The sequence below is a fragment of the Microcystis ichthyoblabe FBCC-A1114 genome (assembly GCF_050500245.1).
GTDB classification, from domain to species: Bacteria; Cyanobacteriota; Cyanobacteriia; order Cyanobacteriales; family Microcystaceae; genus Microcystis; species Microcystis ichthyoblabe_A.
This window is the reverse complement of record NZ_CP191408.1, coordinates 2927460-2948107: the sequence shown is the minus strand read 5'-3', so window position 1 is coordinate 2948107 and position 20648 is coordinate 2927460. Positions and strand designations below refer to the sequence as shown.

General features: G+C 41.1%; 20 protein-coding genes. 5 read left to right on the top strand and 15 right to left on the bottom strand.

Translation table 11 applies throughout. The features are described 5' to 3' along the window. Positions 1–69 precede the first annotated feature (69 nt). Both ACQY1Y_RS14180 and ACQY1Y_RS14175 read left to right on the top strand, forming a co-directional pair. On the top strand, positions 70–2133 hold the full coding sequence (locus tag ACQY1Y_RS14180) for an ABC transporter ATP-binding protein/permease (RefSeq protein ID WP_430012988.1): 2064 nt from the start codon (positions 70–72) through the stop codon (positions 2131–2133). A 139-nt stretch (positions 2134–2272) separates the two neighbouring features. Continuing rightward, positions 2273–2806: a GNAT family N-acetyltransferase gene (locus ACQY1Y_RS14175; RefSeq protein ID WP_016517284.1), complete on the top strand. Its 534-nt coding sequence runs from the start codon at positions 2273–2275 to the stop codon at positions 2804–2806. A 354-nt stretch (positions 2807–3160) separates the two neighbouring features. Here ACQY1Y_RS14175 and ACQY1Y_RS14170 read toward each other — a convergent pair whose 3' ends face one another. The 11 genes from ACQY1Y_RS14170 to ACQY1Y_RS14120 all read right to left on the bottom strand — a co-directional run bounded on the left by ACQY1Y_RS14170 (position 3161) and on the right by ACQY1Y_RS14120 (position 13578). Beyond that, positions 3161–4135 (bottom strand): MvdD family ATP-grasp ribosomal peptide maturase, encoded by a 975-nt coding sequence (locus ACQY1Y_RS14170; RefSeq protein WP_430012987.1) that lies wholly within the window; start codon positions 4133–4135, stop codon positions 3161–3163. Positions 4136–4240: 105 nt separating this feature from the next. Then, entirely contained in the window at positions 4241–5218 is a 978-nt protein-coding gene (locus ACQY1Y_RS14165; RefSeq protein WP_430012986.1) for an MvdC family ATP-grasp ribosomal peptide maturase, read from the bottom strand. A gap of 276 nt (positions 5219–5494) precedes the next feature. Beyond that, on the bottom strand, positions 5495–5638 hold the full coding sequence (locus ACQY1Y_RS14160) for a microviridin/marinostatin family tricyclic proteinase inhibitor (RefSeq protein WP_430012985.1): 144 nt from the start codon (positions 5636–5638) through the stop codon (positions 5495–5497). Positions 5639–6036: 398 nt separating this feature from the next. Further along, entirely contained in the window at positions 6037–6258 is a 222-nt protein-coding gene (locus tag ACQY1Y_RS14155; protein WP_430012984.1) for a DUF2283 domain-containing protein, read from the bottom strand. 107 nt (positions 6259–6365) lie between these two features. After that, complete coding sequence (locus ACQY1Y_RS14150) at positions 6366–6692, bottom strand: CVNH domain-containing protein (RefSeq protein ID WP_002775566.1); 327 nt, start codon at positions 6690–6692, stop codon at positions 6366–6368. Positions 6693–7070: 378 nt separating this feature from the next. Next, positions 7071–8351 (bottom strand): rod shape-determining protein RodA, encoded by a 1281-nt coding sequence (rodA, locus tag ACQY1Y_RS14145; RefSeq protein ID WP_430012983.1) that lies wholly within the window; start codon positions 8349–8351, stop codon positions 7071–7073. 211 nt (positions 8352–8562) lie between these two features. Continuing rightward, positions 8563–9624: an Mrp/NBP35 family ATP-binding protein gene (locus ACQY1Y_RS14140; protein WP_430014677.1), complete on the bottom strand. Its 1062-nt coding sequence runs from the start codon at positions 9622–9624 to the stop codon at positions 8563–8565. A gap of 122 nt (positions 9625–9746) precedes the next feature. Then, on the bottom strand, positions 9747–10538 hold the full coding sequence (locus ACQY1Y_RS14135) for an MOSC domain-containing protein (protein WP_316577093.1): 792 nt from the start codon (positions 10536–10538) through the stop codon (positions 9747–9749). Then, positions 10525–11802 (bottom strand): glycosyltransferase, encoded by a 1278-nt coding sequence (locus ACQY1Y_RS14130; protein ID WP_430012982.1) that lies wholly within the window; start codon positions 11800–11802, stop codon positions 10525–10527. The genes ACQY1Y_RS14135 and ACQY1Y_RS14130 overlap by 14 nt, the downstream gene beginning before the upstream one ends. 271 nt (positions 11803–12073) lie before the next feature. Then, entirely contained in the window at positions 12074–13405 is a 1332-nt protein-coding gene (locus tag ACQY1Y_RS14125; protein ID WP_430012981.1) for an AtzE family amidohydrolase, read from the bottom strand. Beyond that, positions 13402–13578, bottom strand: coding sequence for a DUF4089 domain-containing protein (locus ACQY1Y_RS14120; RefSeq protein ID WP_002740449.1), 177 nt, complete (start codon positions 13576–13578; stop codon positions 13402–13404). The genes ACQY1Y_RS14125 and ACQY1Y_RS14120 overlap by 4 nt, the downstream gene beginning before the upstream one ends. A gap of 341 nt (positions 13579–13919) precedes the next feature. Here ACQY1Y_RS14120 and ACQY1Y_RS14115 point away from each other — a divergent pair, with 341 nt between their 5' ends. The 3 genes from ACQY1Y_RS14115 (at position 13920) to ACQY1Y_RS14105 (ending at position 17859) form a co-directional block, all read left to right on the top strand. After that, complete coding sequence (locus ACQY1Y_RS14115) at positions 13920–15521, top strand: B12-binding domain-containing radical SAM protein (protein ID WP_430012980.1); 1602 nt, start codon at positions 13920–13922, stop codon at positions 15519–15521. Between the two features lie 169 nt (positions 15522–15690). Continuing rightward, complete coding sequence (locus tag ACQY1Y_RS14110) at positions 15691–17106, top strand: ABC transporter substrate-binding protein (protein ID WP_430012979.1); 1416 nt, start codon at positions 15691–15693, stop codon at positions 17104–17106. Between the two features lie 27 nt (positions 17107–17133). Further along, positions 17134–17859: a WecB/TagA/CpsF family glycosyltransferase gene (locus ACQY1Y_RS14105; protein ID WP_002775551.1), complete on the top strand. Its 726-nt coding sequence runs from the start codon at positions 17134–17136 to the stop codon at positions 17857–17859. A gap of 7 nt (positions 17860–17866) precedes the next feature. Here ACQY1Y_RS14105 and ureG read toward each other — a convergent pair whose 3' ends face one another. The 4 genes from ureG to psbP form a co-directional block, all read right to left on the bottom strand. Beyond that, positions 17867–18463 (bottom strand): urease accessory protein UreG, encoded by a 597-nt coding sequence (ureG, locus tag ACQY1Y_RS14100; protein WP_004158168.1) that lies wholly within the window; start codon positions 18461–18463, stop codon positions 17867–17869. Between the two features lie 175 nt (positions 18464–18638). Continuing rightward, positions 18639–19226 (bottom strand): Maf family protein, encoded by a 588-nt coding sequence (locus ACQY1Y_RS14095; RefSeq protein WP_430012978.1) that lies wholly within the window; start codon positions 19224–19226, stop codon positions 18639–18641. Between the two features lie 133 nt (positions 19227–19359). After that, the gene (locus ACQY1Y_RS14090; protein WP_016517297.1) at positions 19360–19770 is read right to left on the bottom strand and encodes a hypothetical protein; all 411 of its coding nucleotides are present in this window, start codon (positions 19768–19770) and stop codon (positions 19360–19362) included. A 270-nt stretch (positions 19771–20040) separates the two neighbouring features. After that, positions 20041–20589, bottom strand: a complete 549-nt coding sequence (psbP, locus tag ACQY1Y_RS14085; RefSeq protein WP_002775529.1) for a photosystem II reaction center PsbP — start codon at positions 20587–20589, stop codon at positions 20041–20043. Positions 20590–20648 lie beyond the last annotated feature (59 nt).

Below are 20648 nucleotides of genomic sequence, written 5' to 3'. Positions count from 1 at the left end.
TAATTCTGCCGCTACAATATGATAGCGAGTTGTCAAGAGAACAGTAAAAGAACTGCCAATTGGATCTAGATGCCTCAATATACTACTAAACAAGCAACGGAAAACCCTGTTGTGTCCGACCAGTCCGCCAATAATCCCTTTTCACTATTTGGTCAATTTTGGGAAAGCCTAAAAATTGTCGCTCAACCCTATTGGTATCCAACGGAGTTAAATGGACGTGCCTTTGGAGATGTGATCATTTCTTGGGGAATGTCAGCTTTGATCCTTTTAAGTATCTTGGCAACAGTCGGGGTAGAAGCTTTTAGTAGCTACTGGAATCGTTATGTACTCGATATTATTATTGAAGATAGAGATCTTTCTAAATATCTAAATACGCTTTGGTTATCCAGTTTGTTGATTATAGGAACAACGGGGTTATTTGCTTTTTCTCAATTTATTCGTCGCAAAGTGGCATTGGATTGGTATAAGTGGTTAACCAAACAAACCGTTAAAAAATATCTCAATGATCGCGCTTATTATAACATTGATTTTACCTCAGCTTTAAAAAATCCCGATCAAAGATTATCTCAAGAAATTGAACCAATTACGACCATGACCCTAAGGTTGTTAATTACCTTCGTGGAAAAAGGGTTGCAAATGATTACTTTTGCGATTATTCTTTGGACAATTTCTCGGCAAATTGCGGTTTATCTAATAATTTATACAATCGCAGGAAATTTCATAGCAATTTATCTAACTCAAGAATTAAACAAAATTAATCAATCGGAGCTTAATAATAAAGCTGATTATAATTATGCTTTAACCCATGTGCGTAACCACGCCGAATCAATTGCTTTTTTTCAGGGAGAAGAGCAGGAAGAAAAAATCATTGAAGACCGTTTTCAACGGGTTATTCAAAGCTCGGAAAAACTGATCAATTGGGAACGGTTTAATAATCTTTTTAATCGAGGTTATCAGTCAGCGATTAGTGTATTTTCAATGTTTATTTTGACCCCGATGTTTATTAAAAACGAAATCGATTATGGGGAAATAAGTCAAGCGAGTTTATGCTGTTTCCTTTTTTCTAATGCCTTGGGACAATTAATTACTGAATGGGGAACATCGGGTAAAGTTTCAAGTTATATTGAACGGTTAGCTACCTTGACAGATGCCTTAAAAGTTGCCAGTGAAGAGCCGAAAAACTTAAGTCGTATTACCACCCTGGAAGATAATCGTCTAGCTTTTGAAAATTTTACCCTACAAACTCCCGATTATGAAAAGGTAATCGTGGAGAATTTATCGGTTTCTGTCCCTTTGGGAGAAAGCTTACTGATTATTGGCCCCAGTGGTCGAGGAAAAAGTTCCTTGTTACGAGCAATCGCCGGTTTATGGAAAGCAGGTAGTGGTCGTTTAGTTCGTCCTCCTTTAGCTAAAATGTTATTTTTACCCCAACGTCCTTATATTATCCTTGGCACTTTACGCCAGCAATTACTTTATCCCCATACCAATGAGCAGGTGAGCGATGAAGAATTAGAAAACATCTTAAAAAAAGTCAACCTGCAACATTTATTAACTGACAAAAATACCTTGGATAAACAAGTCAATTGGGAACAGATTTTATCCCTCGGAGAACAACAAAGATTAGCTTTTGCTCGACTATTAATCACTAAACCTACCTTTACTATCTTAGATGAAGCAACCAGCGCTTTAGATTTGGCCAATGAAGCCAGCTTATATCAGCAATTACAGGAAAGTGAAACCACCTTTATTAGTGTTGGTCATCGGGAAAGTTTATTTAATTATCATCGATGGGTCTTAGAGTTAACAGAAAATTCCCATTGGCAGCTGTCAACTGTAGAAGATTATCAGCGCAAAAAAGTGAATAACCTAGTGATGATGTCAAAAAAATCAGAAAATTTTTCGTCGGTAAAAATAGAGACTTTGTCTGAGGTTAAAACTGAGCATGATGCGGAAATTGCCGGAGTTTCTGAAATAGCCGAAGGTTTGTCCCATCAACAAATGCAGTCCCTAACTGATTATTCTTTAAGTAACGTCCGGAGTCGTGCCAGTTTAGGTAAAATTATTACTGCCAAAGATGGTTTTAATTATCGTTACGATAAAGACCCAAAAACCTTAAAATGGGTGAGAATATAGCTAATGGGGTGACAAACAGATTGAAATTGAGACAGAGTATTCAGACTTTCCCCTCTCAGGAGAACTAGAGAATCAGGTTTTTGCTGGGTAAGTTGATTAACAAGCTACTAACTGATAACTGGTATAGGAATTTTATCAAATGAAAGCACTGGAAAAACTGGTGACGGAACGATTATATTTAGTCCCCTTAAAGCTTGAACTTCTCAAGGCCGCAATTATAGGTATCGATGAATTAGCAACAATTTTGGGGATAAAAGTTGCAGCTGACTGGGCCGAACAAGAATTGATTCAAGCTTTCCCTGATATTGCGAATATTTTGCTGCAATTCCCCTTACAAAATGAGTGGGGGTGGGGGAGTTTAATTATTCATCAAACAGAAAATACCCTTATTGGTCATGTGATGATCAAAATTATTCCTGATGTCACAGGTTTACCCACAGATGCTGTAGAAATTGGCTATCAAGTAGCGCCGTTATATCGACGACAAGGCTACGCATCTGAGGCGACAAAAGCAATGATGGACTGGACACTTTCTCAACCTGGTATGCAAACAGTGACCGCTGGCTGCGCTCCCGATAATATAGCTTCAAAGCGAGTTTTAGAAAAAATAGGCATGGATCTGATAGAAGCACGAGAGAAAGTCTTGGTCTGGAAATTAAGTAGGGTTTGCTGAAAAAGTTTGTTGGTGGGGTTAACGGATGGCCGTATTACTTCCCACTTGATCACTCAATCCAAGCTTTTGGGGGGTTCTACCCCCCAAACCCCCCGTTGGGGGCGTGGCGCCGCCCCCAAACCCCCCGCGCATTAGTTTTTCGGTGGGATGCTTACACGCAGCCGCTGACGCATCTGTAATAATTTAAGAGTCACTCCCCTTGTAGGAGTATCTCTCCTGATATTTAGCCTATACTCAACGGATTTAGTATGTTGCGTTATTTCAGCCTCTATTTTCAAGTCAGTAGTCGGGGGGGAAATCTGGAGTCAGAGCCTCGTCGATGCGATAAAATACTCTGGCTCTGTATTTGTTGGTTTATGAGTTAACTAGGATTTCAGCGATCGCCTGGGAGATGGGAAAATAAGGAGGATAAAGTTCTAGCCAGAAAAACTCGCCAACGGGATTAATTTCTAAAAAGATATAACGTTCATCTGGTGTGACAATCATATCAATTGCACCATAATTGAGACCGAAATATTTCACTAATTCTAGTAGTTGTTTTTCAATAGTTTTCGGTAAATCGTAGGGTTGCCATTGTTGATGGAGCGCTCTTCCCTCTTTTCGCCAATCGTAGATAGCACCGTCTAATTGTTGGGAATTAATCGCCGCCGTAAATATTTGTTCACCGACGATAGTGATGCGTAATTCCAAAGCTTTAGGAATGTTTTCCTGAAAAGTCATTGGACAAAATTGCAAACCTTCCAAATTATCTAGGTCTTCCTTAGTAACAGGACTGGTAAAAACAACCATTTCCTCTTGCTTGTCTCCATAAATAGCAAATTGAGAAAGCATTTTAGTCACAATTCCCGTTGCTTCAAACTCCTGAGCAAATTGCTTGACAGCTTCAGGATTATTAGAAGTTAAAGTCCCCGGAATTAATAAACCTAATTGTCGCGCTACTTGTAACTGCAATTGTTTATGATTGGCATGATCTACCTTAGCAATTGGATCAAGATGAAAGCCAGATAAACTAGCAATCATTCCTCGAATACTTAACCGACATTCCTTAAGAGAAGCTTCGCGAAATTGACTATCCATCCCATCGGGTAATTTTAGTCCGTATCTCATGCGTCGATACCAGACAGCAGAAACTTCTTTTAGCTCTAATTTTTGGTCTCCATCGGTAATAATTCCGCCTTTTTGACCGCCTGAGTAAAGATCAACTTTCACCTCTGTAGGGAAGCGATCGGTATCAAAACGGAAGGCTTTTTTCCCCATCGTTTCTATGGCTTTGATTACCAGAGGAATACTTTCATTATCGTGGCTAAAAGTAACAATTAAAACGGTCATAGATTTCCTTGATGATTTGGGATTGAGAATCCTGATTAGATTTTGGATTGAGAATCTTGATAATCCTAAAATCCTCAAAATCCTGATTAGGTTTTGGTTTGATTTTTAGCATACTAAAAAATCAGCGATCGCATTAGAAATAGGTAAATCTAAATCCCGTTCTAACATTCCCCACTCACCACAGGGATTAACTTCTAAAAAAACGTATTCTCCCCCAGGAGTTAAGATAAAATCAAACGCCCCAAAATTCAACCCTAAATTAGCCATAAAAATCTGAAGTTGCTGCAATAGTGAATCGGGTAAAGTATGATGTTGCCAAGCACCAGGATCAATACCCGGTCTTCGCCAATCTACGGCAGAATTATTATACTGAGAAGAATCTAAAGCACCCACAAATGTCTGTCCATTAACCACGACAACTCTCAATTCTAATTGTTTGGGAATTTCCGCTTGAAAAACCATAGGACAATAACGTAAAGATTCCGCTTCCTCAAGGTCTTCTGCTTTCACCCTACTGGTATAAAGAAAAAATTCCGGCGATTCCATACTGCGGGCGATCGCAGTTAACAATTTACTCACCATTCTTCCCTGAACCTGGGAAAAAAACTTCCGGGCAGCATCAGGATTATTGGTAACTAAAGTGGGGGGAATAATCAAGCCAACTTCTGAGGCCAAACGAAGTTGTAATAACTTATTTTTAGCCCTCTCAATTTGCGCTAAATTATCTAACCAACGCGCTGACCTTAAACTATCCCAAAAACCAGCCAAAGTCGTCTGGGATTCTCGCACACAAACCTCCCGAAACTGAGGATCTAAATCCCCTGTTAGTTCAGGCTGCCAAATACGTCTTGTCCAAACAGATTGCACCTGTTGACTATCAATAGATTGATGGTTATAGGTTAATTGATAAAAACTTTTTTTCCCATTAAATTGGGCTGCTAATTGAACCTCTAAGGGAAATTTATCGGTATCTAAGCGAAAAGGTGTGGCTCCTTTTTTTTCTATCGCCTCAGCCACGCGGTCAATCGTGAAAAAATCGCCGCTATGGGTCAACAATAAAACAACTTTAGGCGATTCTTTCATGTCAATTGCAAGTCCTTACATTTTAACCCATCTTAAGGCTTTTGGGTCGGTCTTTATTGATCCTAATCTCAAGAAAATGCTGCAAAAAGTCTTGCTTTTGCTTGACTTATTGCAGTATTGGTTTTTTCTTGAGTAATTACTAAATTTAGTTGACAGCACTTCTCAGGATCTCAACGTATAGTTTTTTGGCTGCGAGCCTTGCTTAGTGGAGCTTTTAGCTTTTTGTCTGTACGGTGTAATCAAGAAAAGTGCTGTAATTACTCAAGTGATCTGAGTTTAATACTCTTCCCAGTCAGAAGGGTATTTGAGTGTTTCACGTCCTTCCTCAGGAGACTTGATGGAAGATTCCTCTTTGCTTACGGACAAGAAACGAGCAAAGAAAGGAAGTGCTTTACCTTGTTGATCGTTAGGATATGCCATTGTTATTCCTCTGGTAATTTCGAGTGAATAGGTTTGATAACTCAGACAAAACTAACCACCTGCAATAACCCCTGAAAGCTTTGCTGTGCATGGCTTTCAGAATTGGGATTGTGCAAATAATTTGCCTTTGTTTGGGTGATGGAAAACATCATAAGCACTAATCCGGCCAATGTCAAGCATCTAAGAAAAATTTAAGAAAAATTTCCGCTAAATCATACTAAATCCTTTGCTCCCTGCTCTCCTAAGCCCAATCGTGTTAGACTAACGTAGTTTTTGCCGAGAGAGTAGGTGACTTTAAAAGTGGAGAGACAATTGATAGTTCACGACACAAAAACAACTTTAGGCGATTCTTTCATGTCAGTGGGAAATTCCTGTATTTAAATTTCTTTTTGTCTCTTTTAAGTGGCGACTAATTCCGGTTTAGTGGTCAGAATCGAATATTCGCAAGACCGGGGATTGTCCATCCGCTCTTGAGCATTGAGGATTTCTAACCCCACCACGTTCCCCCACTGGTCATAGTCGAGAATCACCCCCGGACTCTGCTCGTCGCTTTCTGCAATTGGCACATTACTTAAGGTGATTTTGAGAGCATCAACGACCGGATCATAGGTCACTTTCATGGCGTTCTCCAATATTTGCTGAACTACCTACACTTTTCTTGCGGGTAAGTGTAGGTTTTCTACCCAACAGATAGCGGAATCGTGGATTTCTTGCGTCCTCTCCTACCCTATCCGATTTCCAGTTGGCTGTCGTTATTATCGATCTGACTGTCTAACAGTATTTGCGTAGGTTTCCATTCCCCATCCATTGTTTGACAAGTGCATACCAACCATACGGATTGGTCTCCATCCCCGAACTCAAGGTGACAATCTTGGCAGGTTTCTTGGAAGTTTTGATCCCCGAACTGCAATTCCCCATCTATATTACCGATATGGTCACTAAGCCTCAGTTCGGTGGGCATCCATTCTCCATCGCGAGCTTGGCACTCAGCACTCAGGATTGTGCTGTTAGGGTCGTAGTTAATACTGCTGCAAGTGTGCGAAAAATTGGGCATGACAACTCTGTGTGTTAAAAAACAATATGATTCAGCATAGTGCCTTAACAGCCGACATTCCGCACATCTTCATATACTTTTATATATTTTTACATTCCCCAAGATGTTTTAACGAAAAACCTTGATTGTAGAAACTACTATTGAGAACATTTTCAATAATTGATTTTTTCTGAGAAAAAAATTTACAATTCTTCACCTTGATCAAAATCCATCATTGTAGCTATAATCCTTACTGGACAAGGATTGTAAGCAATATATTGGTAAAAATTATTAATTGAATGTTAAGAAGTGCGGAAAGTGGGATTTAATACTCCACACTTAAAACTCAAATCTGATAACTGATAACTGATCACTGATAACTGATATCTGTACAACTACTTAGTACAAACGCTTACGGGGGCGATAATTAGCCACGGATTCCACTAAACCCAAGGCGATAAAATTGGTTAATAAAGATGAACGTCCATAACTTAACCAAGGTAAAGGAATCCCTGTAATCGGGGCTAATCCCACGGTCATGCTAATATTAAGAATTGCCTGAAAAGCGATCATCGAGAGAACACCGATCGCTATTAAAGAACCAAAGTTTTCTTTGGCAGTATTAGCAATGACTAACAAACGCCAACAAACTAACCAGAAAGCTATTAAAACTAGAATACTGCCGACAAAACCGAGTTCTTCCCCGACTACCGAGAAGATAAAATCGGTGTGTTGTTCGGGAATAAAATTTAATTGGGTTTGGGTGCCTTGGTGTAATCCCCGTCCCAATAATTCTCCGGATCCGATGGCAATGCGGGATTGAATTAATTGATAACCTCCCCCCAAAGGATTCTTTTCTGGGTGAAGAAATAGGGTTAAACGATCTTTTTGATATTCTTTTAATAAACCCCAAAAAACCTCGCCTAATTTACCCACTGCCAGATTAGTTGCCACCACGATGAAAGTAGATAAAAAACGGTAGGGAAGGGTAAACCAAGCAAGCACAGCGATGATAATTGCTAAAACAATCCAAGCAGGAAAAAGTAAATTAAACAGAAAAACCGATGCGATGGGAGATAACAGGATAATCATCCAAGGCAGTTTCGCATTAGCCCAGTAAATCATGCCTAGGGTAATTGCCCCAAAGACTAATCCTGTCCCCAGGTCCGGCTGCGCCATAATTAACACCCAGGGGATGGCAGTGACGGCAAAAACACGAGCGATCGCAAAAAGATTATCGGCGGGACGATGATGTAGGAGGGCTGCTAGGGTGATAATTAAACCTACCTTGGCAAATTCCGACGGTTGCACGTTAAAACTGCCGATATTAATCCAACTTTGCGCCCCATTCGCCGTCACCCCTAGGACAATTACCGCAATTAGGGAGAGATTGGTGAGAAGATAGGTTAACCAGTGCCATTTGAGCAGACTTTCGTAACGACAACGGGCCAGAAATAAAGCGATCGTCACTCCCACGCATCCGAATAACCAGTGTTGCCACCAATCGAGAGCAGTGGTATGTCTTTCGGCACTACGAATCATTAAACCACCGAAAACGGTTAAACCCGTCACCAAAACGAACAAAAGCCGATCCATTTGGGCTATATCCCGGAAAATGAAGCTAAACTGCTCACTAAAACCGCTTAGTTTCCTACTAACAAGGGACTGTCTTCTCACCATTTCTCTCCCCAAATTTACTAACTAACTAGGGTTTGCTCAATAAATCTAAAAACATTGTTCGATAAGACTTTTAGACCTTTTTGAAATCCAAAAGCACCGGACATTGGAGTGATCGGGGGGAAAATTTAGGGACTTTTTCCCTGAAAATGGGTAAAACCCTACACCCTACACCCCACACCCTGCCCCTAGGGAAAACTTTTTGCCGCAAACCCTAACTATAGGCTGCTAGGGATACTTTCGCCGCCACCTGACGAGCGATCGCTATCAGGGCTTTAGCTGAGGCCGATTCTGGTTGCCCTAAAACTACTGGTACACCAGTATCACCGCCCTCCCGTAGGGCTATCTCCAGAGGTACACATCCCAGTAAAGGAATGCCCAATTCTTGCGAGGTTTTTTCCCCACCACCGGACCCAAATAGATCATAGGAGCGATCGGGCTGATCGGGAGGGATAAAATAACTCATATTTTCCACGATACCCAAAACCCGCGCCCCTAGCTGTTGGAACATTTTTAAACCCCGACGCGCATCAATTAAAGAAACCGTCTGGGGAGTGGTGACAATCACCGCACCGGCTAGGGGGACCGATTGAATTAAAGTTAATTGTGCATCCCCGGTACCGGGAGGCATATCGACGATTAAATAGTCTAAATCGCCCCAGTTGACTTGATAGAGAAACTGACGGATAATGCCGTTTAACATCGGACCGCGCCAGATTACCGGTTGATCGGGGTTGATCAAAAAGCCCATGGAAACCATTTTGATGCCATGGTTGAAAGCGGGTTCCAATATCTCGCCATTTGCGCCCTGTACGGTCACTTGTGCGTCATTTAAGCCCAACATTGTCGGGGCGTTGGGGCCGTAGATGTCCGCGTCTAATAGCCCCACTTTTGCCCCTAAATGAGCCAAGGCGACGGCGATATTGACAGCCACGGTACTTTTTCCCACACCGCCCTTACCACTGGAAACGGCGATAATATTTTTAACCCCCTCCACACCTTGGCGATCGGGTAAAGCTTTTTGTTGCGGGGTTTCGGCAGTTACCTCCACGGCGACACTTTCCACCCCGGGCAGCTGTTTAACGGCTTTTTGGCAGTCTTCCACGATAAATTCGCGCAAAGGACAGGCAGGAGTGGTCAAAACTAGGGTAAAGCTAACTTTTCCGCCATCGATCGCCACATTGCGGATCATGTTCAATTCCACTAGGCTTTTTTGCAGTTCTGGATCTTGAACGGGACGTAATACTTCTAAAATCGATGCGGTATCAAGGGGCATGGTTTCAGTGTCTCTAGTCAAGTATTGTTCTTATGGTTATTTATCTTAACCTTGTGGGGGTTGGGTGTTGGGGTTTTAGGGTTTTAGTTGAAATTCCCCCATTCCCCTATCCCCCTAGATATCTAGATTACGGTAATAGGATCGCCGACTTTAATTGTACCTGTCTTTTCGGGGATGACATTTTCTCCGAACATAATGCCCCCGGGGAAACGGCGAAAAGTGCTTAAGGTTTTTAAAGGTTCTTGCTGGGGATTTCTCCTACCTGTTTCTTGATCGGTGGTGGTGATAATACAGCGACTACAGGGTTTAACTAGGGCATAATTTATCTCTCCAATTGTGATCTTTTGCCAACTACTTTCGCTAAAAGCTCGATCGCTACTAATAACAATATTAGGCCGAAAACGATTCATCGGCACCGGTGCAACTAAACGCCGATTTAAGTCCTCTAAAGAAGCAGTATTAGTCAATAAAATTGGATAACCATCGGCAAAACTGACGGGAGTATGATCGTTCCCTGCATAGCGAGGATTCGCAGGACGTGGATAATCGGGAGATTGTCGCACTAAACGACAAGGAATGTCGAGAATTTTCTCAAACCATTCGGCGATTTCATCTCCTTGATCCATGGCTATGGTTTGGGATTCCCAGATTTGAACCGCTCTTTTTTCTCCTGTGAAATTAGGCTGAAAAGTCAGGGAATCTTGAGATGTTTTCAGAGAAAAGTTATCCTCTGTTATGGTGACAGAAACGGTGGCTAATTGCGGATATTCCCTTTGGGTGATAAATTTACCCTTACCATCCACTAACATCATTTCTCGATCCCAGAGTAACCCTTTAGAAGTCACTTCAGCTTGGGATAATTGAATACCTCGACAGGATTTAATCGGGTAGATATAGAGATCAGTAACCTGCATTTTCTTTCAGTAGTTCTACATATTTTTTAGCCACATCTTCCCACGTCCAGAAATTAATTTTATTGGGGATATCTTCGGGTAACAAGCGAGGAATTGGATTGAGGATAAATTGTTCTAAACAATTGGCTAAACTGTCCGCATCTCCCCTAGGATAGAATTGCACTCTTTCGGGACAATTATATAATTCTACCTGTTCTTGAAACACTTCTAAATCGGAAGCAATAACGGGAATACCTTGTAAAATGGCTTCCGCTATTGCTAATCCAAAACCTTCGTATTTTGAGGGAAATACCACACAGGAACAGGTTTGATAATAAAACTGCAATGTTTCATAGTCTTGATAACCTAATCCCTTGATGTGACTCTCGAAAATTTCTTTATTTTCCTGATAAAGTCGGGTACATTCTTTGAGATAGTCTTGGTATTCTTGGGTTTGGGACTGTTGAGACAATTGCAGATTTCCATTAACTAGATTATCGGTTTCTTTACCAATAAAAACTATTTGAAATTTTAAACCTTTTTTTGCTAGTGTAATGGATGCTTTAAGCAAAGTTGTATGATCTTTGTAGATACCAAAAGAGGAGGGAAAATAAAAAGTAACTAGCTCACTTTTGACTAAATCGCTCTTGGGATTAGACTGCTCGACAAATCCTGCTAAAGGTACAGCTTTTAATTTACTAGCATAGGTAACATTAGGAAAAATTTTTAAAACATCTTCTTTAGTTTTTTGGGAAATTGTGAACAGTAGATCAGCCCGATCTAACCATTCTTTTAACGCTTCATTGTAGGGTTCTTGATAAGATTCTGAGTAAGTTAAGGGAGCAAATTGCCAAAAAACATCATAAATAATGCCACTTAAAGTAACCTTGACATTAGGAGGAGAAATCCGATTAGTCATTCCATACAAACAGTGATCAGCTTGGTAACGCTTGATAATCTGATTAATTCTTGCTTCGATGCGTAAAAGTCCAATTCTACGAGAGAAAATATGATGAATAGAAGTTAGTCTTAGGGTTTTATAAAAATTCGCTAGAAGACCATAAACATAGATTAATTTTGTTTCAAAACTATGGGGATAAAAATCAAAATTTTCGTAGATAAGTTTATCGGAATCGGGCATTAAATATCTAAAATATTCAATTTCCTTACGAGGGAGGACGATAATAATCTGTTCGACATATTCTAATAAGCTAGGTATCAAAGAGATAATGACTCTTTCTACTCCTCCTTTGCTATAAAATAGGATCGGGATGACAATTTTCATAGATTTCCTTGCAGATAGATGGCAATAAAAAGATTGATTCTTGACTCGAACCTAATTATATTATAGGCTCGAATTGTTCTAATGAGTCGAGAAATCGAGTTAAATTCAAAAAAATAAGACCCTATCAACCATTGAAAAGTAGTCTCCGAGCCAGTAGTCAGCATTCAGAGAAGAAAAAACGAATAGATTGTTTACTTAGACTAGAAAAATGACCTTTTTGCCTATATGTCCTTAAATTAGGGATTTTAGGATTGAGTGCGCCCTTAATATCTCACTTATGCGGGATATCTATGAGCATTTCCTCTAAAACCCTGGCTACCCTTAGGATTAAGTCTTCGCGATCGGGTGCGGCGATGATTTGCAAACCTAAAGGTAGCTGGGATGGACGTTTAATCGGCAAAGAAAGGGCAGGTAAACCGATAAAAGAAAAAGGTTGGGTGAATCTGCCTAAATTGGGTCTAATTAATAGCTCTTGCCCGTCAATAATCATTTTTTCTACTCCTAATGGTGGCGCAATACAGGGAATCGTCGGGGTGAGAATAATATCGACTTCGGCGAAAATCTCTCGCAGACGATCGCGATACCAACGGCGAAAACGTTGAGCCTGTAAATACCAGCTAGAGGGAATTAATGCCCCTGCCAAGAAGCGATCCCGGGTTGCGGGGTCAAAATCCTCTAATCTGGTCTGTAAACGCGGTAAATGCCAATTTGCGCCCTCGGAAGCGGTAATTATATAGGCGGCTGCCCTGGCGCGGGCGGTTTCGGGAATGGTGATTTTTTTGGTAACTCCTAAACGTTCGGCGATCGCTGTCACCGCCTCGATTACTTCCAGTTCGGCTCCCTGCTGAAAATAATCGTCGGCAAGGGCTATTTTTACGCCCTCTAAGCCATTTAAAGGAGCTTTAAGGTTATTTTTGGCAAAAAGACTCCAAATAGCCGCCATATCCGCCACATTGTCGCTAAAAAATCCCGGATGGTCTAAACTACTGACGAACAAAAATAGGCCCTGACGGGATACGCGCCCAAAGGTGGGTTTTAGCCCCACCACGCCACAGCAAGCGGCGGGAACCCTCACGGAACCATTAGTGTCGGAACCGAGGGCGAGAGGCACTAAATTAGCGGCAACGGCAGCGGCGGAACCGCCAGAGGATCCCCCCGATATACGACTAGGATCGCGGGGGTTGGGAGTGGCTCGATAATGGGCATTTTCGGTGACAAAACCGTAGGCGTACTCATCCATATTGGTCGCCCCCACCAAAACTGCCCCGGCTGCTTCTAGGGTTTGAATAGCGATCGCATCTTGTCCGGCGGCAGGGTGATCTCGATTGATTTTGGAACCAGCAAGGGTGACAATACCCTTGATATCAAAGAGATTTTTGACGGCGAAGGGGACTCCTGCTAAGACACCGACGGGTTCCCCATTGGCGATCGCTAGATCGATTTTTTGGGCTTGAGCGAGCGCTCTAGGCTGTAAAATGTCGGTAAAGCAATTTAAATGGGGATTTTTTGCCTCTATCTCCGCGAGAGTCTGGCTAATAACTTCTAAGGCTCTAGTTTGACGATTTTGGATCGATCGAGCTAAATTGCACACAGAAATAGTCATGGTTCAAAGCTGAGGGCGCTTTCCCCGTCATCCTCTAAGGGAAATTCTGTCACTAAACTGGCGATTTCTTGCAAGCGTTGCCAGTTTTCAACCACAGAATTTAAATAGCGATCGGGAATGGTTAAATCTAGGATTTTCGCCATGATTATAACGTATTCTTCCGGATTATTCATAGATTTCGTTCTGGTTGGGGTTAAGGAGATCAATCGACACCTAGTTAAGCTGTGAAAATTGCTAGGATATAAGAAAAAATCTCCTGTAAATACAATAGCTATCCCTAGGGAGGAAGTATAACTTGAATTTGTTCTTGACCACCGACTCCCCAGCATCATAACCTGAGATATGATCCTAGAACTGTATATTGAGATATTTTCCCCTCCTTCACCTCCAGATTAAATGAAACTTATATATGACCAAAAACAAGAGGTAATAAGCCTCCCCTTTCAAGAGAATGAAAATTAAAAGCTACTGAAGACTACTGGTAGTCACTGATAACTGATAACTGATAACTGAAATGACCATCTTACAAGACGAAAAACTCCTCTTTACTCCCGCAATACCCCACAGTGATGCCCTTAGAACTATTTTTGCCTTTCCTAATCAGTATTCTGTGGGTATAACCAGTTTAGGTTATCAAATTGTTTGGGCAACTTTAGCCCTGCGATCGGATATACAAGTTAGTCGTTTATTTACGGATTTTCAAGAATCTTTACCCCGTTATCCCGAATTAGTCGGCTTTTCCTTTTCCTGGGAATTAGACTATGTTAATATCCTCTCGCTGTTAGAATCTTTAGAAATTCCTTGTCACAGTCATCAACGGCAAGATCAGCAGGCGATAATTTTTGGGGGTGGACCAGTTTTAACCGCTAATCCCGAACCTTTTGCCGCTTTTTTTGATGTAATTTTATTGGGAGATGGTGAAAATTTAATTGCTGATTTTATTAATGCCTATCAAGAGGTTAGAAACGCCGATCGACCGACAAAACTCCGTCATTTAGCCCAGGTTCCGGGGGTGTATGTTCCTAGTTTATATACCGTTAATTATGATAGTTCTGAAGGTGAAATTACGGCAATTCTACCCATAGATAATAATGTTCCTACCTTTGTTAGTAAACAAACCTATCGCAGTAATACCCTTTCAGCTTCTACGGTGGTAACAAAACAAGCGGCATGGGAGAATATTTATATGGTAGAGGTGGTGCGAAGTTGTCCAGAAATGTGCCGTTTTTGTTTAGCTAGTTATCTAACTTTACCCTTTCGTACCGCTAGTTTAGAATCCCTGATTCCCGCCATTGAAAAAGGTTTAAAAGTGACCGATCGCTTGGGTTTATTAGGTGCTTCTGTCAGCCAACATCCTGAATTTGAAACCTTACTTGATTATCTTTTTCAACCAAAATTTGAGGGAGTTAGACTCTCGATCGCTTCAGTTAGAACTAATACTGTCACAGAAAAATTAGCTAGAATTTTATCCCTAAGAGACAGCAAATCAATTACTATTGCCGTAGAAAGTGGGTCTGATCGCTTGCGGGAAATTATCAACAAAAAGTTAGCCAATGATGAAATTATCCAAGCTGCCATTAATGCTAAAGCGGGCGGTTTAAAAGGGATAAAACTCTATGGTATGGTGGGAATACCGGGAGAAGAAATCGAAGATATTGCGGCGACTGTGGAAATGTTAATAGCCTTAAAAAAAGCCGCCTCTGGACTGCGAATTTCTTTCGGTTGCAGCACCTTTGTGCCTAAATCCCATACTCCTTTTCAGTGGTTTGGAGTTAATAAAATGGCCGAAAAAAGATTAAAATATCTAGAAAAACAATTGGGTAAACAGGGCATAGAATTTCGACCAGAGAGTTATAATTGGTCAGTGATTCAAGCCCTATTATCTAGAGGCGATCGCCGCTTAACTTCCCTGTTAGAATTAACTCGTGGCTACGGTGATTCTTTAGGCAGTTATAAACGCGCTTTTAAGGAACTAAAAGGACAAATTCCCCCGCTAGATTATTATGTTCATCAACAATGGCGTTTAGAACAGGTTTTACCCTGGAGTCATTTACACGGTACTTTATCCTCAAATGTTTTAATAAAACATTTAGAAGATTCCCAAACAAAAAGGTAAAATATTGCTAATAAGCTAAGACACATTTAAACAATGTCTTGACTATCAGACCCCAAATGAGGTATTCTATCAAGGTAGATCGGATATTGGTGCAATTCAGAATTGAATTGGTGCTTTTATTAACTATCAATCTCGATTAAACCATTAATTTAATCTTAGTTATCAGCCCATGAGCCAGAAAAATGATACAGTTACCCTGCTTTTATCCCTGCTGATTACCCTAATATTTTTTGGGGCTGGTAGTTGGTGGTTATACAATCGTTTTCAAGGATCAAATAACCCAACCAATCTTTCTGAAATCGAGAAAATATCACCAGAGCAAAAATCGGTATTGCCACAGGCAAGATTTAGTCAAGGTGAAAACTTATTAATAGTTGAAGGGGCTGCTTCTGACAAACAAGCTGCTATACAGGCACTCGGAAAAGGAGACTTTCAGCAAGCAGTTTACCTCCTAGAAAAATCCCTGCGAGCTAATCAAAATGATCCCGAAGCTCTCATCTACTTAAATAACGCCCGTATTGGTGAAGCTAAGTCCTATACTATCGCCGTTTCCGTGCCAATTGGTAGCAATGTCAACACCGCCCTAGAAGTTTTACGAGGAGTTGCCCAATCTCAAAATCAAATCAATCAAAGCGGAGGAATTAATGGCATTCCTTTAAAAGTTCTCATTGCTGATGATGCTGATAATCCCGAAATTGCCGCTCAAATTGCCCAAAAATTAGCGGCTGATAACAGCATTTTAGGAGTAGTAGGACACACTAGCAGTGACACCTCTTTAGCGGCGGCTGCTATCTATCAAAAAGCGGGATTAGTAATGATTTCCCCCATCAGTACCTCAGTTAAACTCTCCAATTTTGGTGACTATATCTTTCGTTCTGTTCCCAGTGATTTTGTGGCAGCACGAGCATTAGCCGAATCTAGTTTGCAAAAAATTCCTAACGTCAAGGCAGTGGTATTTTTTAACTCCCAAAGTGGTTATAGTCAATCCCTAAAATCTGAATTTACCACCGCTTTAGGATTAGGAGGAGGTCAAGTGGTGAGTGAATTTGATCTATCTTCCCTCACTTTTACCCCTTCTAAAAGCCTCCAACAAGCTCAACAGGAGGGAGCAAATCTCATCGCCCTTCTTGGGGATAGTGGTACCCTAGATAAGGCTTTGCAGGTGGTTCAAATCAATGGCCAAAAATTACCGATTGTGGCGGGTGATGACGTTTATAGCCCCAAAACTCTGGATGTAGGCGGAAAAAATGCCTTGGGCATGGTTGTCGCTATCTCTTGGCATTTAGGGGCTAATCCGAACAGTCCTTTTGTGAATAATTCCCGCCAATTGTGGCAAGGAGACGTAAATTGGCGCACTGCTACCGCCTATGACGCTACCCAGGCTTTAATCGCTGGCATTAAGGCAGAATCTAGCCGCGAGGGAGTTCAACAGGCGTTAAGAAGCAGTAATTTTTCTGTGCCTGGGGCGACTAATCCAGTGCGATTTTTACCGTCTGGCGATCGCAATCAATCGGTGCAATTAGTGGTAGTTAAACCCGGTTCTCGTTCTAGTTTTGGGGTAGATTTTGTGCCAATTTCTCGATAAAATGACAACTAAATCAAGATGAATTATATGTTAGAAACTCCCCCTAAATATTCTGTTCTCGGTTTACCAGTTCATCTTCTCGATAACTACAGTCGTTGGTTAATTGATCGCCTCTATCAAGGTTTTGGTTCCCACGTTGTCACTCTTAATGCAGAAATGGCAATGTTAGGGGAAAATGATGCTAAAGTTGCCCAAGTTATTCGAGAAGCAGATTTAGTTATTCCCGACGGCGCCGGGATTGTTATTTACTTAAAATTAAGGGGAAAAAAACAAACCCGCTGCCCCGGTATTGAATTATCAGAATCCTTAATTACTGAGTTAGGAATGCAGGGAGAAAGTTTTCCTATTGCTTTTTTTGGTGGTAAACCGGGGATTACTGAACAAGCGGCAAGTAATTGGCAAAAAAAGATACCTAATATCCGTATTCTGACTAACCACGGTTATCTATCCTCCCAGGAAATGTCCGATTGGATCGAGGTATTAAAAGATCAACAACCGCGGTTAATTTTAGTTGGTTTAGGAGTACCCCGACAAGAATATTGGATTAGGGAACATCGCCATCTCTGTCCCCAAGCTATCTGGGTAGGTGTGGGGGGCAGTTTTGATATCTGGTCCGGGACAAAAATCCGCGCCCCTCGCTTTTTCTGTGACAATAATTTAGAGTGGTTGTATCGACTTTATCAGGAACCTTGGCGCTGGAAAAGAATGTTAGCTTTACCTAAGTTTTTCTGGCGCTCTCTTTTTTATTCCTAGTAATAGCTTAGTATAAATTCTTTTCGATAAAGGCAATCACTCGCTCTAATCCTTCCCGTGTTTTTAAGTTGGTGAAGATAAAGGGTTTATCCCCGCGCATCTTTTTGGCATCTCTATCCATCACCCCTAAATCTGCCCCCACCATCGGGGCTAAATCTATTTTATTAATTACCAATAAATCCGATTTGGTGATACCCGGTCCACCCTTGCGAGGGATTTTATCCCCGGCTGCCACGTCAATCACATAGATGGTTAAATCTACTAATTCCGGGCTAAAGGTTGCCGCTAAATTGTCACCACCACTTTCCAGAAAAATTAGCTTTAAGTTAGCAAATTTTCTCTCTAACTGTTCAATGGCAACTAAGTTAATTGAGGCATCCTCGCGAATAGCTGTATGGGGACATCCTCCCGTTTCTACTCCTAAAATTCTTTCCGGAGCTAAAGCTTGCGATCGCACTAAAAATTGGGCATCTTCTTGAGTATAAATGTCATTGGTGACTACGGCGATCGGATATTGATCCCGCAAATTTTTACACAGGGCATCGAGCAGGGCTGTTTTTCCTGAACCCACCGGACCGGCAATTCCCACGCGCAAGCAAGACATAGTTTTTTCGGGAAAAAGTGAAAAGGAAAGGGTTAAAAATTTTGGGGCTATCGGATAGAAAAAAGAGGGGTTCGCAGGGCGACACGGATTCCCACTATAATAAAAAGTTAACACAAATCTGAGAATTTGTCAAGCCCTTTTGCCAATAAATTTGGGGAAATTATCGGCAAAAAGATCACCAAAAGTCAGTGATTTGGTAGCCAAAATCCGTTAACATCTGCCTAAACAGGGGCAAGCTTAAACCGATAACATTACTGTGACATCCCTCTAATCTTTCCACGAATAGACCCCCCTTTCCTTCTAAGGCAAAACAGCCGGCACATTTGAGGGGTTCTTCGGTGTCAACGTAGGCAATAATTGTTTCATCGCTGATATTGGCAAAGTGAACTTTAGTGATCCCACAACGAGTCAAAGTTTGATTATTAACTCGATCGATTAAAGCATGACCTGTATAGAGTGTACCCACCAGACCGCGCATTTTTTGCCAACGATTGATCGCTTCTGATTTATCCTTGGGTTTGCCATAGACTTCCCCCGCTACTTCTAAGACGGAATCACAACCAAGAATTAATCCTGTATCAAATTGGGGGGCGATCGTTTGCGCTTTACATTGGGCTAAAGTTTGGACAAGATGGAGAGTATCATCGGCATTAATTGTCGATTCATCAAAGTTACTCACTCGCACAATCGGATCGATTCCCACCATTTGTAATAGTTTTTTACGCGCAGGAGAAGCGGAAGCAAGAATTAAGGGAATAGACATAAGTTTTTTCAGTAAACAAGATAGGAGATAGTTAGGTAGGGTGGGTTAGGCAATGACAAATTATTAGAATTAATTATTAATTGATCTATTGGCCGTAACCCACCATCAGTTATCAGTTTTTTAGCTATTTATGCTAAGAATTGGCAGGATTTTCGGGGGGAAAATAACGATCTAAAATCTCAACCATGCGGGATTGTCTTCCTTCATTGTCAAATCGATTGTAAAAATCTGACTGAACCTCATAAAAATCCGACATCGATCGAGTTAATTGTCCTAGCAGTTGATCAAGTCCCCGTCTGTCTTTTTCCCATTCTTTTTTAGACTCAGCAAGACTATTAGTTAACGCTTCGATCGATTTAGCGTTATAATTAGCGATCACTCTAGTTTCTTTTAATCCCTGATTGGTTTCCTGTAGTCCTAATTTAATCTCCTGTAATCCTAATCTAATCTCCTGTAGTCCTGATTTAATCTCCCGTAGTTCTGTTAGGGTATTTTCAGCAAGAGATTCGAGTCTATCTAGTCTATTTTCTTCCGAGTTACTCATATTCAGTTATCAGTTATCAGTTATCAGTTATCAGTTATCAGTTACCACTTTCTTACTGATTACTATTTACTGATTCAGTAAGTAATCTCAATTAATTGTTAGATAGTGGGACAGGCTTCTGGTTCTTTATATGTTATCTTTAATTATAACCGGCTACCTAGTTGATGATAGGTGGTGCGTTACGACGGATTGTTACCTTTAAGTCAAAACAGGAATTTTTGCCGTCTAACGCACCCTACATTTTACTGAAAATTTCCTATCCTCTGACATTTAACTAACCGAGAAAGAATCAACGATAGTTTCAAAGAGTTCTTGAATTTGCGTCCAACGTTTTTGGGAAGTGGAAAGATTAAAAGAATAGAGTTTATGATTATTAACCGTGACGCTGGCCAGATTATGACGTTCTTGGCCGTTGACTAATTTAACTTGATATTCGAGGATATAATAATCTTGGCCGTCAATTTGATGGGATTCTGAGCGAATTAATTCTACTTCCTTATCAAGATTGGGGTTAAGACTGTTATTTTTTAGGAGACGATAGCCAACTTCCGAGGGGGTCCCTAAATCTGTTAAAGTTTTATTGTCGGGGACGGGATTGATAATAACGCTTAAATTTTCGCTCGTTTCGATCAGGTCATGAAAAACCACATCTACTCCTGCAACTTTTTTCACATCCACCTGCGTCCAACCCTTAGGATATAAAAATTGATAGCCTTGGCTGCCACTGGTGTATCCTTGCAGTCCAGCGATGGGAGTTGCACAACCGGTGAAGAGGAGGGTGGTAATTAGGAGGAAAGTCGCCAAAAGAGATTTAATCATGATATTTTGACCTGTGAGTAGGGCTGTTTAATTTTACCTTGAATTGTTTAGGTGAAGGG

Excerpts from the sequence above, each read along its gene's own strand:
- ACQY1Y_RS14180 (WP_430012988.1), top strand. The coding sequence starts at position 70 with ATGCCTCAATATACTACTAAACAAGCAACGGAAAACCCTGTTGTGTCC.
- ACQY1Y_RS14175 (WP_016517284.1), top strand. The coding sequence starts at position 2,273 with ATGAAAGCACTGGAAAAACTGGTGACGGAACGATTATATTTAGTCCCC.
- ACQY1Y_RS14170 (WP_430012987.1), bottom strand. The coding sequence starts at position 4,135 with ATGACCGTTTTAATTGTTACTTTTAGCCACGATAATGAAAGTATTCCT.
- ACQY1Y_RS14165 (WP_430012986.1), bottom strand. The coding sequence starts at position 5,218 with ATGAAAGAATCGCCTAAAGTTGTTTTATTGTTGACCCATAGCGGCGAT.
- ACQY1Y_RS14160 (WP_430012985.1), bottom strand. The coding sequence starts at position 5,638 with ATGGCATATCCTAACGATCAACAAGGTAAAGCACTTCCTTTCTTTGCT.
- ACQY1Y_RS14155 (WP_430012984.1), bottom strand. The coding sequence starts at position 6,258 with ATGAAAGTGACCTATGATCCGGTCGTTGATGCTCTCAAAATCACCTTA.
- ACQY1Y_RS14150 (WP_002775566.1), bottom strand. The coding sequence starts at position 6,692 with ATGCCCAATTTTTCGCACACTTGCAGCAGTATTAACTACGACCCTAAC.
- rodA (WP_430012983.1), bottom strand. The coding sequence starts at position 8,351 with ATGGTGAGAAGACAGTCCCTTGTTAGTAGGAAACTAAGCGGTTTTAGT.
- ACQY1Y_RS14140 (WP_430014677.1), bottom strand. The coding sequence starts at position 9,624 with ATGCCCCTTGATACCGCATCGATTTTAGAAGTATTACGTCCCGTTCAA.
- ACQY1Y_RS14135 (WP_316577093.1), bottom strand. The coding sequence starts at position 10,538 with ATGCAGGTTACTGATCTCTATATCTACCCGATTAAATCCTGTCGAGGT.
- ACQY1Y_RS14130 (WP_430012982.1), bottom strand. The coding sequence starts at position 11,802 with ATGAAAATTGTCATCCCGATCCTATTTTATAGCAAAGGAGGAGTAGAA.
- ACQY1Y_RS14125 (WP_430012981.1), bottom strand. The coding sequence starts at position 13,405 with ATGACTATTTCTGTGTGCAATTTAGCTCGATCGATCCAAAATCGTCAA.
- ACQY1Y_RS14120 (WP_002740449.1), bottom strand. The coding sequence starts at position 13,578 with ATGAATAATCCGGAAGAATACGTTATAATCATGGCGAAAATCCTAGAT.
- ACQY1Y_RS14115 (WP_430012980.1), top strand. The coding sequence starts at position 13,920 with ATGACCATCTTACAAGACGAAAAACTCCTCTTTACTCCCGCAATACCC.
- ACQY1Y_RS14110 (WP_430012979.1), top strand. The coding sequence starts at position 15,691 with ATGAGCCAGAAAAATGATACAGTTACCCTGCTTTTATCCCTGCTGATT.
- ACQY1Y_RS14105 (WP_002775551.1), top strand. The coding sequence starts at position 17,134 with ATGTTAGAAACTCCCCCTAAATATTCTGTTCTCGGTTTACCAGTTCAT.
- ureG (WP_004158168.1), bottom strand. The coding sequence starts at position 18,463 with ATGTCTTGCTTGCGCGTGGGAATTGCCGGTCCGGTGGGTTCAGGAAAA.
- ACQY1Y_RS14095 (WP_430012978.1), bottom strand. The coding sequence starts at position 19,226 with ATGTCTATTCCCTTAATTCTTGCTTCCGCTTCTCCTGCGCGTAAAAAA.
- ACQY1Y_RS14090 (WP_016517297.1), bottom strand. The coding sequence starts at position 19,770 with ATGAGTAACTCGGAAGAAAATAGACTAGATAGACTCGAATCTCTTGCT.
- psbP (WP_002775529.1), bottom strand. The coding sequence starts at position 20,589 with ATGATTAAATCTCTTTTGGCGACTTTCCTCCTAATTACCACCCTCCTC.